This is a genomic window from Haloarcula sebkhae (assembly GCF_014647415.1).
GTDB classification, from domain to species: Archaea; Halobacteriota; Halobacteria; order Halobacteriales; family Haloarculaceae; genus Haloarcula; species Haloarcula sebkhae.
Genome location: NZ_BMPD01000002.1, coordinates 142,547 through 155,811 on the forward strand (window position 1 = coordinate 142,547; position 13,265 = coordinate 155,811).

Here is a 13,265-nt window from a genome sequence, read left to right on the forward strand (position 1 = left end):
CTCAGGCGACACCGTGTTCCAGATTCTCCAGCAGTTTCCCGACGAACAGGCCGGCTCGTGGCGAAATAGTGTCGTCGGCCGGGACTTCTGTCGGATGCGCGGCCAGCGTGTCGACGAACCGCTGGCTGTGGGTCATGGCGTGCAACATATCGACCACGTCAACCACCAGCCCCTCGTCACTGGTGTCCATCCCGGCGTACCGTTCCTTCTCAGCCTCGGAGTAGGTGATTGTCCAGGCCGGCCCGCCGGCGGCCGCGACGATGTCCTCCAGCGGGGCCACTTCGAGCGGGCCGTCGTCACTCCCGACGTACACCGTTCCGTCCTCGACGAACGTCTCGTACCTGTCCATGGCCAGCCCCAGCCGAACAAGTATGTCAAAGAACCCCACTACAATAGCCGTTACCCCGTCTCAGACTGGCTGGCAACACTCGCTATCTGTTCCGTGTTCGCATCTCGCTGTACCTGAGACCACGTTGGTCAGCACAACCGGTTTACAACTGTCGTTTGTCAGGGAAGATATGGTTGAGTTTGGACCCCGTGACCGGGAGGCAGTCTACAAGTCCATCTACTCGCGACGGGATATCAGACGATTTGTCGGCGACCCAGTTCCCGAGGAAGTGCTGGGGCGGATCTTAGATGCCGCCCACAACGCACCCAGCGTCGGGTTCTCGCAACCGTGGGATTTCGTCGTGATAGCGGACGAGCAGACGAAATCAGCGGTCGCAGCGATTGCCGAACGGGCGATAGCCGCCGCACGCGAAGGCTACGAGGAGCCGCGCAAATCAGATTTCGGCCAATTGAAACTGGAGGGAATAACCGATGCACCAGTGAATATCTGTGTTACCTGTGACCCCACTCGTGATGCACCACACGTTCTCGGCCGAAACACGATGCAGCGGATGGACGTTTATTCGACGTGCCTTGCCGTCCAAAACCTCTGGCTCGCTGCCCGTGCCGAGGGTATCGGTGTCGGCTGGGTCTCGTTCCTGTACCCCCACGAACTCCGTGAGGTGTTGAACATTCCACACCACGTTCAGCCTGTGGCCTACCTCTGTGTCGGCTACCCGGAAGACGGCTTCCCTGCTGAACCGGTACTGCAACGAGAAGGCTGGCGTAGTCGCATCGACAGAACGGAACTGGTCCACTACGACGAGTGGGACCCCAGTCGGACACCCGAACCGCAGTCATAACGGAGTCAGAATCGAAGCCCCGCTGATAGCACACAAGAACTTGAACCCCGAGCGACCGAGATCTCGAAGCGGTTTTGAACGAGTTCGCCCTGTGCCCAGACCTGTTCCACAGCTGATGGGCGTCTGACGGAGAGTTATGGGGCCTGCACGCCTCATTCGTGACAGAAACGCATGGCAGAGACCGAACAGATAACTGTCGCGACGACGAGCGCGGGGCCGGGTGGGACCGGGGAACCGGGAGAAACTGTCAATCTCCCGGTGGTGGAACTGCTGACTGGCCGGGGGTTCATCACTGGCAAGAGCGGGTCCGGGAAGTCGAACACGGCGAGCGTTATCGCCGAGAAACTGCTGGACAACGGGTTCGGCCTGCTTATCGTCGACATCGATGGCGAGTACTACGGCCTGAAAGAGGAGTACGAGATCCTCCACGTCGGCGGTGACGAGGAGTGTGACATTCAGGTCACGGACGACCACGCCGGCAAGATCGCGTCGCTGGCGCTGGAGCAGAACGTCCCTATCATTCTGGATATCTCGTCGTTCCTCGACGAGGAGGAAGCAGAGACGCTACTGACCGAGGTCGCCAAGCAACTGTTCGCGAAGGCGAAAAAGCAGAAACAGCCCTTCCTGATGCTCGTCGAGGAGTGCCACGAGTGGATGCCGGAGAAGGGGTCGATGGGCGAGGTCGGGAAGATGCTCATCAAGATCGGGAAACGCGGCCGGAAACACGGGCTGGGCATCGTCGGCATCAGTCAGCGCCCAGCCGACGTGAAGAAAGACTACATCACCCAGTGCGACTGGCTGGTCTGGCATCGCCTGACCTGGAACAACGACACGAAAGTGGTCGGTCGCATCCTCGACAACAAGTACGCCGACGCCGTCGAAGACCTGGACGACGGCGAGGCGTTCATGATGAACGACTGGGCCGAGCAGGTGAGCCGGGTCCAGTTCCACCGCAAGCAGACCTTCGACGCAGGTGCGACGCCGGGCCTCGACGACTTCGAGCGTCCGGAGCTCAAGTCCGTCAGCGACGACCTCGTCTCTGAACTGGAGACCATCAGCGACGAACAGCAGGAGACGGAGGACCGCATCAAGGAACTCCGCGAGGAACTGGACAAGAAAAACTCCCGCATCGCGGAACTGGAGGCGGAACTGCAGGACGCCCGGGACCTCTCGCGGATGGCCGAGCAGTTCACCGAAGCGATGCTGGATCAGACCGAGGACTACAACCCCGGTCGGACAGAACAGGAGAAGATGCGCCGCCAGCGTGAACGGTTCGCCGAGCAATCCACGTCGGATGGCGAGGCAGATGACGACAGTGAGGCGGACACTGACGGTCCCGACGAGCAGCCTCCGGAATCGGACGAGACCGCTGACGCCACGTCCGGCGGCGGGTTCGGTGACGCGTTCAGCGCCTTTGCCGAGGACGGGGCTGCGATGAACGGCGGGAGCGCCAGTGGCAGCGCAGACGCGAACGGCAGCAGCCCGGACGTTGAACCTGAGTCAGATACCAGCAGTGCGGACGCCGAACCGGCGTCGAACGGTCACGCTGAGAACGGTGCTGTGGCGACGAACAGGGCCAGCCCAGACAACAGTGCGGCAGCCGTGCCAGCCAACGGCCAGGCTGAGACAGACACTGCTGCGGCTGATGACAAAGCCCTAAGAGCGGCTATCGCCGAGGCCGTCGAAGCTGAGCAGTCGGACGAGGCAACTGGGGCCGCCGAGGACGAGCCGTCGTCCGATGCTGACGACCCTGCTGTCTACGCCGACCTTCGAGCCGACATCGAGGAGCTGGACCGAAAGACCCGCCGAATGCTCGCGTACTACCGCGAACAGGGTCCCGGGACGCCGCTGAACGCCCATTTCTCGGCCGGTGGCTCCGGCGATCGGACGGGGGCCTATGCGCGAAACAGGGAGCTCCGGCTCCGCGGGCTGGTCGAACACGTCGGCCGTGGAAAGTACGACACGCGGCTGGCGGCGCTGGTTCAGGAGGAGAGCAACCGCCGACTCGACGACGACGAGGTCGAGTCAGTTGTCTCCCGACTCGAATCGGCATTTCTGGACGGGGACAGCGAGTAAAAACTCGTACCGCGATACCGGCGATTTTACAGCAGCGGTTCGACGAGGTCTTCGAGCGCTGCGCGCGGGTCGTCAGCCTTCGCAACGCCGCTGGCCAGCAGGACGCCGCTCGCGCCGAGATCGCTCGCCGAAACGAGGTCCTCGCCGGTCGAGATGCCGGCCCCACAGAGCACGTCCACGTCGCCGTTGACGCGAGCGGCGGCGTCGACCGCGCCGGTCACGATGTCCGGGTCGGCTTTGCTGACGGGCGTGCCGGTCCCGATGAGTTCCGGCGGCTCGACGGCGACGCCGTCGGGGTCGAGCGCGGCGGCCGCACCGATCTGTGCGGGATTGTTCGCACAGACGATGGTTTCGAGGTCTGCGCGGTCGGCGGCGTCGAGCGCGCCGTCGATGTCCGCGAGCTTGAGTCGGTTCTCGGAGTGGTTCAGCAGTGTGCCGACGGCACCGGCGTCCGCCGCGGCTTCGGCAAGGGTACTGCCGGTATGGCTGCCGTGTTCGACGGCGCTGACGTGCTGGGCCCACGTCTCGACACCGGTCTCCGCCACAGCGCTGATCTGTGCGGCCTGTGGCGCGACAGCGACACGAACGCCGGAATCATCACTCACGTCAGCAGCGGCGGTCGCTACTTCCACTGGATCACACGGGTACGCCTTCAGATTGACAAGGACGAACATACGAAACGCACCGGCTGCTGTGGGGAAATAGGTTGCGAAGCCGCCGTTTGGCGGCCCTATCACTGTGCCGTCGATCCATCTCGGTCCGGCGCTCGGGGATGACAATTATTACGCTTCAGCCGAGAGAAGAAACGAGACAAGCCGTGACAGCAGGGGATGACGACACACCGACCGTTCTGATAGTTGAAGACGAGCAACATCTGGCCGACCTGTACACCGATTATTTATCCGACCAGTATCACGTCCAGACGGCCTACAGCGGCGAGGAAGGCTTGGAACTGCTGTCGCCCGACATCGACGTGGTGCTACTCGACCGCCGGATGCCAGTCGTCTCCGGCAACGAAGTGCTCGCACAGATCGAGGAGAAAGGCCTTCGATGCCGTGTCGCGATGGTTACCGCCATCGACCCGGACTTTGACATCATCGAAATGCGCGTCGACGACTACCTTGTCAAACCTGTCACTCGCGACGACCTTCAGGAGGTCGTCGACCGACTGTACAAGATCCGAGAGTACAACGATCGGCTCCGAACACTCACATCGAAAAAGCTCAAGCGCAACGTCCTCCGCGTGGAAAAGACCGACCGGGAACTGCAGGACAGTGAGCGCTACCAAGCCCTTCAAGATGAGATCGAAACCATCTCATCGAACGTCGAGTCACTCGCCGACGAACTCGACGTCGAGAAAGGCGACCTCCAACTGTAGCTAGTCCTTTCGCTTCACGACGTCGCCGAGCGTGTACTCGCCGTCGCTGCTACCGCCCGACCACTCCGTCTCGTCGGCGCTGCCGCCAGCGCTCAGGGAGATCTCAAGCGCGCTTTCGAGTTTCTTCTGGACGTCGTCACTAGGCAGTGAGTTGCCCTGTTCGAGCTTCCGGATCAGGCTCGCCTTCTCGTTGAGTTGCTTGGCGAGTTCCTCCTGGCTGAGACCCTGGGATTCCCGACCCTTGCGGATTCGGTCGTGGTAATCCTGTGCGATCTCGTCCATCTCGTCGAACATATCCCGACGGCGGCCACTGGACCCGCCACCACCCGAGGAACTCGACGAGGACGACGAACTCGACGACGATGACGAGGAGGACGACGTCGAGTACTTCGTCGACGTGGACGACGTCTCCTCCGTCTTGACCTCCGTGCCGAAGTCGGTACACTCGTCACAGACGTCGAGTTCGGCTCCCTCGATTTTGACGCGGTTCGGAGACGAAACCTCCGTTCCGCACATCTCGCACTGAACCATACCGACGGCTTGGACGGGGCGCGGTATAAATGGTGCGCTGGCTACTCCAGCGCGGCCATCGCGTGATAGAACCGCTGGGCGGCGGTAACGTGCCCGACGACGGCGAACACTACCAGCAGCCAGCCGACCAGCGTCAGTCCGGCCAGTGCGTTCGGGACGAACGCCGTGACGCCCGTGACGACACCGACGAGCGCGAGTCGGTCGGCGCGGCCGAGCAGGCCGCCGTACACGCGGTCGAGGCCGACCGCCTGTGCTTGCGTCCCGAGATAGGAGGTCATCAGGACGCCGGTGACCGCGGCGATGCCCAGTTCCCACTGGCTCACGCCCGCGGCGAGGCCCACGATAATGCCGATGTCGGCGTAGCGGTCCAGTACGTGGTCCAGCAGATCACCGCCCGACGACGCAACGTTCAGCTCCCGCGCGAGCGCCCCGTCTACGAGGTCGAGCCAGCCGTTCAGAAAGACGAGGACGGCACCGCCGAGATACAGCAGGGGGTCCTGCGCCGCGACGGCGTACACCCCGCCCGCAGCGAGGGCCAGCAGGAACGCGATGACGCTGACGCCATTCGGTGAGAGGCCGGCTACCTTGGCGGCGCTGACGAACGGCCCGAGCGCGCGGTCGGCCAGCGGGCGGAACTTGTCGAGCGTCATAGCCAGTCGATGTAGGAGACACTCCCTGCACTCGGCTCCCGCTCGCCGTCCACGACGGCTTGAATCTCCCGTGCCACTTCGTCGGGATCCCGGTCCGTCGTCTCGATCTCGTACACTGACTCCATGCCGTGCTCTTCGACGGCTTCCCCGAGGATGACATCGAGCGCTTCCGACTCCGCGTTCTCGTAGGCCTTCGAATCGTCGTCGCCGCGCTCCCGAAGCCGCTCAACGATGGTTTCAGGGTGGGCTCGCAGCACAATTACCCGGTCGGCGTCGAAGTGATGCGCGAGGTGGGATTCGAACAGCACGTCGTCACGGCCGTCGAGCCACTCGGACAGCCTGTCGAGGTCGGCAACGAGGCTCCCGCGGTCCTCGTCGATGCCCGTCGAGAACCCATCCTCGTTCTTGATCACGTCGTTGAGGTGGAGCGTGTCGAGGCCTGTATCGAGGTGTTCCACTGCTGTGGTCTTGCCCGTCCCCGGCGTCCCGGTCACGGCGACTCTCACGGCTCGACCACCTCGATGACTTCGTTCAGTACCGAGACGGCGCGTTCCGTGTCCTCGCGCGTCCCGCAGGTGATACGGATGCATTCGGGGAGTCCGAACGAGGAACAGTCGCGGATGATGACGCCGCGCTCCTGGGCGGCATCCGCGATGGCTGACGCATCGCCGACCTCTGCGAGGATGAAGTTCCCCGCGCTGTCCCAGGTCGGCGCGTCGAGTTCCTCGGAGAGGTACTCCCGAGCCCACGAAGCGGTTTCGACGGAGCGCTCGACGTGTTCATCGTCGTCGAGCGCCGCCAGCCCGGCACGGCAGGCGAGTTCGCTGGCCGAGAACGGCGTGTTGATGCGGGCGTAGGCGTCGGCCCAGTCCTCGGGAACGACAGCGTAGCCGAGTCGAATCCCCGCGAGCCCGTACGCCTTCGAGAACGTCCGCAGGAGCGCAACGTCGTCGCGGTCGTCCAGCAACGGCCGCTTGCTCGGCATTTCGGTGAACTCACCGTAAGCCTCGTCGACGAGGACCAGCGTCTGCTCGTCGGTTTCTTCAGCGATAGTCCGGACTGCATCGGTCGTGAACTCCGCCCCGGTCGGGTTGTGTGGGCTGGTGAGGTAGACGATGCGCTCGCCGTCGTAATCTTTCAGGACGGTGTCGGCGGTCTGAGCGAAGTCGTCAGCCTTCGAGAGCGTGTACTCGTTGACCTCGCCGTGGTGATAGCGGGCACTCATCGCGTAATACGCGAAGCCCGGCGACGGGACGAGTACCTCCTGACCGGGGTCGAGCATCGCCCGGGCGAGGCAGTCCAGCGCGCCGTCCCCGCCGTTGCTCAGCCACACCTGTTCCGGTGTTACGTCCCACATGTCCGCCAGTTCGTCGACGAGGTCGGCGTGGGAGGCCTTCGGATAGGAGTGCATCCGTTCGGCCGACCCGCGAATCGCCTCGACGGCGTCCGGGCTCGGCCCGTACATGTTCTCGTTCGACGCCAGCTTCACCATGTCGTCCGGGTCGAGACCGAGTTCCCGGGCGACCTCCTCGATACCGCGACCTGCCCGATAGACAGTGTGAGCGGAGAGGTCCCGTGGTTCCATGGCTGTGCAAAACGGACGGGGCGGCTTAAGCGTGCTCACATCGGGCGTGGCCGTAGCTCCCCCAGCCAGTTTCGCACAGAAATCCGCTGGCGGCTTCCCGTGAGAAACCCGTCGATGACGGGTAAGGCACGGAATGGCACGCTCCCCACCGAATCCCTGTCAGTCAGTGGTAATGAGCGTTACGGTGAACCACTGTCTAGTCGCCGACAGCCATAGCCACCGAAAACGGTAACACACCATAGGCCCTGTTAGCCTGCAATGCCGCTTCTCATCGATATTCGGAAACTCACGCTCATTACGCGGCTCATTCAGGACGGGGCCGAGCAGGTCGCCGATTCGCTGGCGACGCTGGCCGGCGTCGACGCCGCCGTCGAGATCAAGAGTCTCTCGTTCGTCCAACCGGAGGATATCGCCACGGAAATGGGCGGCGGGAATATCTACAGCGCTCGTGTCCGGCTGACAGAGCCGCCCTACGGCGTCTTCCTGATGACGTTCGAGACGGAGACGGCCGCGGAGATTGCGGAGCTGATGACCGGCTCCAGCGTTGACGATGGGTTCACACAGCTCCACGAATCCGCACTGCAGGAGATGTGTAACATCCTCACATCGGGCTTCATCGACGGCATCGCGAACACGCTGAACGCGACCATCAACATGGGGACGCCGACGGTGGTCCAGGACGACGCGACCGAGATCGCCGACAAGGCGCTCTCGCATGTCCGACGGGACTCGCTGACTATCGTGCTCGACTCGCTCGTCGACATCAAGGAGAGCGATGTCGCGTTCTCGCTCCGCATCTTCCTCATCCCCGACCCCGGCTCGTTCGTCCACCTTATCGACCAACTGGACTACGACACCGACCGCGAGACGCACATCTCTGCCGACACCGACGCGGTCACAGAGCTCGATATGTCGGGTGATGCGGACGCCCTCGATGCCTTTGATTCTTCGGAGTAACTGTACCGAACCCACGACGTTGAAGGGGGTCGCGTCCAACCGCCGCATATGAGTGTCGTAAACGCGGCTGTCTTCGGGGTGCACCTGATATTCGCCGCGCTGTGGGCTGGAACCGTGTTGTTCATGACCTACGCCGTACTCCCGACGGCGATGAACGGCGACTCCTCGCCGGGACCGCTGTCAGCGATTACCGGGAAGCTCAAGACGGTGTCACGGGCGAGTGCAACGCTCCTGTTTCTGACGGGTGGGCATCTGGCAGCGACCCGCTACACCGCCGAGTCGCTGACGGGGACTGGTCGCGGCCACCTCGTCATCACGATGATCGTCCTGTGGTTCACTCTGGCCGGCCTCGTCGAGGTCGGCGCGTCGAAGCTCAGCGACGGCTTCGACCAGCAGAAGGTACGCGAACCAGCTCGGAACGCACGCCCGTTCCTGCTGGGGGCGTCTCTTGTGTCAATTCTCCTCTTGCTCGACGCCGGCGCGATTCTCGGCCTGTACTGAACGGCCGAGATATCAGTTACCGCTTACTCCTCACGCCATACCTGTATCAGCAGATACAAATCATCATCCGGCATATCGAAACTCAATGTGGCCGTGGGGACATCTCGCCGTCGCCTACCTCGTCTTCGTTGTGTTCACCCGGATTGACCCGACCCGTCGCCAGACAGCAGCCACGTTGACTGCGCTGGCGGTGGGGTCGCAGTTCCCGGACCTGATCGACAAACCGTTCGCCTGGACGTTCGGCGTTCTGCCGTCCGGGCGGTCGCTTGCCCATTCGGTGTTCACCCTCCTCGTCCTCGCCGTGGTCTTGCATCGACTCGCCGTCCGATATCGCCGAACGGACCTCTCGACAGCGTTCACAGTCGGTGCATTCGTGCACATCTTGACTGACATGAGCCCGACAGCGGTGGCCGGGGTACTCGGCGGTGACCTGACACAGCTCCAGTGGTTGCGCTTTCTCGTCTGGCCGCTCCAGCCACCGCCGCCATACGCCAACGACACGTCCTTCATCGCGCAGTTCGCCTCATTCTCGTTCGAGCCGTACGTCCTGTTTCAGTTCGGGTTGTTCGGCCTTGCTGTCGCCGTGTGGCTCGCCCACGGCGCGCCCGGCTTCCGGGCAGTCACTCGTCGGAGCAAAGCAGTGTTCACCGAGTCTGCGGACTAAAGCCGCTCGGAGACGTGGTCCGCGCACTTCAGTGCGAGCGCAGCGATGGTCAACGTCGGGTTCATCGACCCGGCAGTGACGAACACCGACGAGGACGCAATCGAGAGGTTCGCCACGTCGTGGGTCTGCAACTGTGGGTTGACTACGCTCTTTTCGGAATCCGTTCCCATCCGCGTCGTACCCATGTGGTGGTATGCCGGCCCGGTGTCGGCCGGCCCAACCGTCCACGAGATGTCGACCCCCAGCTCCGACAGCACGGCGTGCTGTATCTCGTTCGCCCGCGAGAGCGACCGCTCCAGTCGGTCGCCCCACGACCACTGGATGTCCGGCACCGGGTTCCCGTGATCGTCCGTCGTTGACGTGTCCAGCGTCACACGGTTCTCCTTTCGCGGCGGCTGGCCGACCAGTCCGCCCATCGCGATGCTGGTGCCGTAGCTCTCGCGGAGGCTCGACAGCAGCGTATCGCCCCACTCCTCGCCGGAGAGCGCGAGTTCGACCGGCGACGGACCGGCGTAGTTCAGGAACTCCAGTTTCAGCGGCGACAGCGCCTCGTCGGTGGCCCCAACGACCGTCTCGCCGTCCGAGACGTGCTCGACTGCCTGCCCGGGGTCGTCGTAGAACTGGTGACACTCGCTCGTGAGAAAGCCGACGTGGTTCTGTCGCGTTTCCCGGTCGAGCGTCCCGCCCGTCCCGGCGAACAGGTGGTCCATGAAGTAGTGGCCGACCAGCCCCGAACTGTTCGCCAGCCCGTCCGGATGGTCGTCGCTCGCTGACAGGAGCAGGAGTCGCGGCGTCTCGACGCCGCCCGCCGCGATGACGAACTCGCGGGCCGTCTGGCGGTGTTCGGTCCCATCTGGCGTCGCGTAGACGGCCGCCTCGACACGCCCGTCGCCGTCAGTGACGAGGTGCTGAACCGGTGCGCGGTCGATGACTCTGGCTCCCTCGGCTTCGGCGTCCTCGATGTGGACGCTGGCGTCGTATTTCGCGCCGGAGGGACAGACCGGCTGGCAGGTCCCATAGCCCACACACGACCCCCGTCCATCGTACGGTTCGGAGTTGCGAGCGTTAGGAACGGAGTGCATCGTGATGCCCAGTCGCTCACAGGCCTCGGCGAACAACGAGTCGCTGTACGACGGCGGGAATCCGGGCAACGGATACGCACCGTCCCGCGGTGGTGCGAAGGGGTTGTCCGCGTCACCGGCGACCCCGAGCGCCCGCTCGGCGTCGGCGTAGTACGGCCGCAGGTCCTCGTAGTTGATCGGCCACGCTGGGTCGTCGGTGTCGTGGCTGCCGTCGAAATCCGAGGGGTGCAGCCGCATCACCATCCCCTGCCAGTGCAGCGTTGACCCGCCGACGCCTTTGACCCGTGAGATGTTCAACGGGTAGTACCGCTCGCCGCTCGCACTGAACGCATCGCGGTCGCCGCCCATCTCCCAGACGGAACCGTGGTCGCCGGGTCGGATCGCCGCCTCCATCTGCTGCTCTCGTTTCGACCTGTCGAACCGTGGCCCGGCCTCCAGCACGACCACCTCCTGTCCGTCGCTGGCGAGTTGGCTCGCGATGAGTGCCCCTGCCGGCCCCGCCCCGACGACACAGACATCCGCCCGCTCGGACGGCTCCCGATCCATTTCAGCAGGAGTTAGGCAAGCCTAAACTTATACGTTGGCATCTCAGGTGCCGTGTACGGCGACTACGTCGCCTCCCAGCCATCATAGGCCGTGTCGGCACGACAGTATGGGCAGACGTGTTCGCGCCGCTGCGCGCGACTTGTAGGGTTTGAACTCCGTCTAGTTCGCTCGTCGCAGAACGGGCGTGGCGGGAGTGAGCAAACGCGGCGCGTTTGCGAACTACGCCACGGCCGCGAGTGTGTTTCGAGCGGACGCGAGAAACCACGAAGCGGGCGTGGCGGGATTCGAACCGCCTGAACTTCGCTCGCTTCGCTCCCTCGTTCCGTGCTTCGAATCTCCGTGCGTTTTCACGGCTCACTGTCGTTCGCCGGAAAACGGGCGTGGCGGGATTCGAACCCGCGTTCTAGGGGTTAGGAACCCCTCGCCCTGGTCCACTAGGCCACACGCCCTACCGGGTGGTCGATTGAGCGGTGAAAAATCCTTTCGTTATCACTATCGCCAGCTGAAAACGGAGAAGTGGTCGAGATTACGTCTCGGTTTCTGTCGCCGTCTCGGTCGATTCGGACGAGTCCACGGTGGACGCGTCGGCTCCTTCTGCAGCGCCGCCATCACGCATTTCTTCGAGTTCCTGTTCGACTTCTTCGCGCCCCTTCTGGAACTCGCCCATGGCTTCGCCAGTCGACCGCGCTAGTTTTGGAATCTTGTTCGCGCCGAACAGCAGGACGGCGATGAGGAGGATGACCATCATCTCCGTCGTCCCGGGCATCCCCGGGAACAGTACTCCGGATGTCCCTAACATTGTATCCGAAGGTTACGTGGTTGCTATTATAACCTTTTTGCTCAGGACGGCTTGGCAGACGAGTCGCTGCCGTCGAGACCGACTCTCCAGTACTGGCTGGCGTGGGAAGCAGACCGAACGGTAGTCATAACGGAGCCGTGGCCACTTTGTCTGTCGAAACGGCCTCGCCGGGAACCGACGGCGAGGCCTGACACAGGGGGCGTGGGCAATGGGTGTGGCTCGGAAGCGGCAACACGAGGCACTGGATCTCTGACTTCACGGTGTCGCTGGCTTGGGTTGGCACGTCGATGGGTAGACCGCAGCATGTCCACGGGACTGTGTCGATAGCTGGGGCTGTTCAGGTGACACGATTTCCGTGGCCATGTCCGGCATACATGGTCTGCCTGCGTGCGGGTTCGCACCCGCAGTACCGGCTACACGCTCGTGTCAATTTGTTATATTCTTGTTAAGCCACTGCTCACCAACCATCGCGCAGGACGGGCACACTCTCCGCCCGGAGATATAACTACTGTCGGGCGCTCAAAGATACCAGATGACGGCCGATAGTCACACAATGGAAGTCAGGAGCGGAGAAGAGGTAACGATCCGACCGATCAAGCCCGTCGGGGAGGACGTCGTTCGAGTCGATATCGAGGCTGACGGGGTGTGGCGACTCGATATCACGCGTGAGGGCGAAATCGCTGATATCGTCACGACCCGTGACGCTGACGGGACACTTGCGGACCGCGACCTGCCGGAGTGGATCGATGAGGTCACGGCGAAGTTTGCACAGTTCTGAGCACGCCCGGACTCGGTCAGGTCGGAAAGGGTTTTACTCGCCTGGGTCAACTCGGCAGTATGGTATCAGTCGGAGACACTGCACCCGATTTCACGGCACCGATCGCAAATGGCGACGTTGACGAAATAACGCTGTCCGAGGCGCTCGACGACGGGCCTGTCGTGCTCGCGTTCTTCCCGGGCGCATTCACCAGCGTTTGCAGTCACGAGATGAACTCGTTTCAGGACCGACTCGACGAACTCACCGAGGCAGGGGCGACGTTGTACGGTGTCAGCATCGACACACCGTTTTCACAGAACGCGTTCCGGGACGAACTGGGACTTGAGTTCGACCTCGTCAGCGACTCCGGGCGGGAGATCGTCGATGCCTACGACATTTCGATGGACTTCGAGGCACTCGGCGTTCCGAACGTAGCAAAGCGAGCTGTCTTCGTTGTCGACGAAAATCAAGAAGTCACGTACGCCTGGGTCAGTGACGACCCTGGCGTCGAACCGGACTACGACGAGGTTATCGACGCCGCCACCTGAT

General features: G+C 63.1%; 16 protein-coding genes and 1 tRNA gene. 8 read left to right on the top strand and 9 right to left on the bottom strand.

Annotation, left to right across the window (positions count from 1 at the left end; translation table 11 throughout):
• Window position 1: 1 nt before the first annotated feature.
• The gene (locus IEY38_RS06695) at window positions 2-349 is read right to left on the bottom strand and encodes a hypothetical protein (RefSeq protein WP_170098537.1); all 348 of its coding nucleotides are present in this window, start codon (window positions 347-349) and stop codon (window positions 2-4) included.
• A 169-nt stretch (window positions 350-518) separates the two neighbouring features.
• On the opposite strand from IEY38_RS06695, the gene bluB reads away from it, so the two are divergent.
• Together bluB and IEY38_RS06705 are read left to right on the top strand one after the other, a co-directional pair.
• Window positions 519-1,190: a 5,6-dimethylbenzimidazole synthase gene (bluB, locus tag IEY38_RS06700; RefSeq protein ID WP_188976412.1), complete on the top strand. Its 672-nt coding sequence runs from the start codon at window positions 519-521 to the stop codon at window positions 1,188-1,190.
• A gap of 171 nt (window positions 1,191-1,361) precedes the next feature.
• The gene (locus IEY38_RS06705) at window positions 1,362-3,266 is read left to right on the top strand and encodes a helicase HerA domain-containing protein (RefSeq protein WP_188976414.1); all 1,905 of its coding nucleotides are present in this window, start codon (window positions 1,362-1,364) and stop codon (window positions 3,264-3,266) included.
• A 26-nt stretch (window positions 3,267-3,292) separates the two neighbouring features.
• Here IEY38_RS06705 and tpiA read toward each other — a convergent pair whose 3' ends face one another.
• Window positions 3,293-3,940, bottom strand: coding sequence for a triose-phosphate isomerase (tpiA, locus tag IEY38_RS06710; protein WP_005535122.1), 648 nt, complete (start codon window positions 3,938-3,940; stop codon window positions 3,293-3,295).
• A gap of 98 nt (window positions 3,941-4,038) precedes the next feature.
• Between tpiA and IEY38_RS06715 the strand changes: the two genes are divergently transcribed.
• On the top strand, window positions 4,039-4,644 hold the full coding sequence (locus IEY38_RS06715) for a response regulator transcription factor (RefSeq protein WP_188976416.1): 606 nt from the start codon (window positions 4,039-4,041) through the stop codon (window positions 4,642-4,644).
• On the opposite strand, the gene IEY38_RS06720 is transcribed toward IEY38_RS06715, so the two are convergent.
• The 4 genes from IEY38_RS06720 to hisC are packed head-to-tail and all read right to left on the bottom strand — an operon-like array spanning window position 4,645 to window position 7,410.
• Window positions 4,645-5,175 (bottom strand): multiprotein bridging factor aMBF1, encoded by a 531-nt coding sequence (locus IEY38_RS06720; protein ID WP_170098004.1) that lies wholly within the window; start codon window positions 5,173-5,175, stop codon window positions 4,645-4,647. It abuts the gene before it with no gap.
• A 41-nt stretch (window positions 5,176-5,216) separates the two neighbouring features.
• A complete protein-coding gene (locus tag IEY38_RS06725; RefSeq protein ID WP_188976418.1) occupies window positions 5,217-5,825 on the bottom strand; it encodes a CDP-alcohol phosphatidyltransferase family protein in 609 nt (202 codons plus the stop codon).
• Entirely contained in the window at window positions 5,822-6,331 is a 510-nt protein-coding gene (locus IEY38_RS06730) for an adenylate kinase family protein (protein ID WP_188976420.1), read from the bottom strand. Before IEY38_RS06730 ends, IEY38_RS06725 begins: the two co-directional genes overlap by 4 nt.
• Complete coding sequence (gene hisC / locus IEY38_RS06735) at window positions 6,328-7,410, bottom strand: histidinol-phosphate transaminase (RefSeq protein ID WP_188976422.1); 1,083 nt, start codon at window positions 7,408-7,410, stop codon at window positions 6,328-6,330. Before hisC ends, IEY38_RS06730 begins: the two co-directional genes overlap by 4 nt.
• 258 nt (window positions 7,411-7,668) lie before the next feature.
• On the opposite strand from hisC, the gene IEY38_RS06740 reads away from it, so the two are divergent.
• The 3 genes from IEY38_RS06740 to IEY38_RS06750 all read left to right on the top strand — a co-directional run bounded on the left by IEY38_RS06740 (window position 7,669) and on the right by IEY38_RS06750 (window position 9,532).
• The gene (locus IEY38_RS06740) at window positions 7,669-8,367 is read left to right on the top strand and encodes a chemotaxis protein CheC (protein WP_188976424.1); all 699 of its coding nucleotides are present in this window, start codon (window positions 7,669-7,671) and stop codon (window positions 8,365-8,367) included.
• Between the two features lie 48 nt (window positions 8,368-8,415).
• Window positions 8,416-8,868, top strand: coding sequence for a hypothetical protein (locus IEY38_RS06745; protein ID WP_005535107.1), 453 nt, complete (start codon window positions 8,416-8,418; stop codon window positions 8,866-8,868).
• An 85-nt stretch (window positions 8,869-8,953) separates the two neighbouring features.
• The gene (locus IEY38_RS06750) at window positions 8,954-9,532 is read left to right on the top strand and encodes a metal-dependent hydrolase (protein WP_188976426.1); all 579 of its coding nucleotides are present in this window, start codon (window positions 8,954-8,956) and stop codon (window positions 9,530-9,532) included.
• Here IEY38_RS06750 and IEY38_RS06755 read toward each other — a convergent pair.
• From IEY38_RS06755 to IEY38_RS06765, 3 genes are all read right to left on the bottom strand, one after another.
• A complete protein-coding gene (locus tag IEY38_RS06755) occupies window positions 9,529-11,160 on the bottom strand; it encodes a GMC family oxidoreductase (protein ID WP_188976428.1) in 1,632 nt (543 codons plus the stop codon). The genes IEY38_RS06750 and IEY38_RS06755 overlap by 4 nt on opposite strands.
• A gap of 375 nt (window positions 11,161-11,535) precedes the next feature.
• Window positions 11,536-11,609, bottom strand: a tRNA-Arg gene (locus tag IEY38_RS06760).
• A 77-nt stretch (window positions 11,610-11,686) separates the two neighbouring features.
• Complete coding sequence (locus IEY38_RS06765; RefSeq protein ID WP_170098536.1) at window positions 11,687-11,926, bottom strand: twin-arginine translocase TatA/TatE family subunit; 240 nt, start codon at window positions 11,924-11,926, stop codon at window positions 11,687-11,689.
• A gap of 586 nt (window positions 11,927-12,512) precedes the next feature.
• Here IEY38_RS06765 and IEY38_RS06770 point away from each other — a divergent pair.
• Together IEY38_RS06770 and IEY38_RS06775 are read left to right on the top strand one after the other, a co-directional pair.
• Window positions 12,513-12,737, top strand: a complete 225-nt coding sequence (locus tag IEY38_RS06770; protein ID WP_229775236.1) for a hypothetical protein — start codon at window positions 12,513-12,515, stop codon at window positions 12,735-12,737.
• 59 nt (window positions 12,738-12,796) lie between these two features.
• Window positions 12,797-13,264 (top strand): peroxiredoxin, encoded by a 468-nt coding sequence (locus IEY38_RS06775; RefSeq protein WP_188976432.1) that lies wholly within the window; start codon window positions 12,797-12,799, stop codon window positions 13,262-13,264.
• Window position 13,265: the final 1 nt, after the last annotated feature.

Bases quoted from the DNA above. Each gene is read 5' to 3' on its own strand.
- IEY38_RS06695 (WP_170098537.1), bottom strand. From the start codon at position 349: ATGGACAGGTACGAGACGTTCGTCGAGGACGGAACGGTGTACGTCGGG.
- bluB (WP_188976412.1), top strand. From the start codon at position 519: ATGGTTGAGTTTGGACCCCGTGACCGGGAGGCAGTCTACAAGTCCATC.
- IEY38_RS06705 (WP_188976414.1), top strand. From the start codon at position 1,362: ATGGCAGAGACCGAACAGATAACTGTCGCGACGACGAGCGCGGGGCCG.
- tpiA (WP_005535122.1), bottom strand. From the start codon at position 3,940: ATGTTCGTCCTTGTCAATCTGAAGGCGTACCCGTGTGATCCAGTGGAA.
- IEY38_RS06715 (WP_188976416.1), top strand. From the start codon at position 4,039: ATGACAATTATTACGCTTCAGCCGAGAGAAGAAACGAGACAAGCCGTG.
- IEY38_RS06720 (WP_170098004.1), bottom strand. From the start codon at position 5,175: ATGGTTCAGTGCGAGATGTGCGGAACGGAGGTTTCGTCTCCGAACCGC.
- IEY38_RS06725 (WP_188976418.1), bottom strand. From the start codon at position 5,825: ATGACGCTCGACAAGTTCCGCCCGCTGGCCGACCGCGCGCTCGGGCCG.
- hisC (WP_188976422.1), bottom strand. From the start codon at position 7,410: ATGGAACCACGGGACCTCTCCGCTCACACTGTCTATCGGGCAGGTCGC.
- IEY38_RS06740 (WP_188976424.1), top strand. From the start codon at position 7,669: ATGCCGCTTCTCATCGATATTCGGAAACTCACGCTCATTACGCGGCTC.
- IEY38_RS06745 (WP_005535107.1), top strand. From the start codon at position 8,416: ATGAGTGTCGTAAACGCGGCTGTCTTCGGGGTGCACCTGATATTCGCC.
- IEY38_RS06750 (WP_188976426.1), top strand. From the start codon at position 8,954: ATGTGGCCGTGGGGACATCTCGCCGTCGCCTACCTCGTCTTCGTTGTG.
- IEY38_RS06755 (WP_188976428.1), bottom strand. From the start codon at position 11,160: ATGGATCGGGAGCCGTCCGAGCGGGCGGATGTCTGTGTCGTCGGGGCG.
- IEY38_RS06765 (WP_170098536.1), bottom strand. From the start codon at position 11,926: ATGCCCGGGACGACGGAGATGATGGTCATCCTCCTCATCGCCGTCCTG.
- IEY38_RS06770 (WP_229775236.1), top strand. From the start codon at position 12,513: ATGGAAGTCAGGAGCGGAGAAGAGGTAACGATCCGACCGATCAAGCCC.
- IEY38_RS06775 (WP_188976432.1), top strand. From the start codon at position 12,797: ATGGTATCAGTCGGAGACACTGCACCCGATTTCACGGCACCGATCGCA.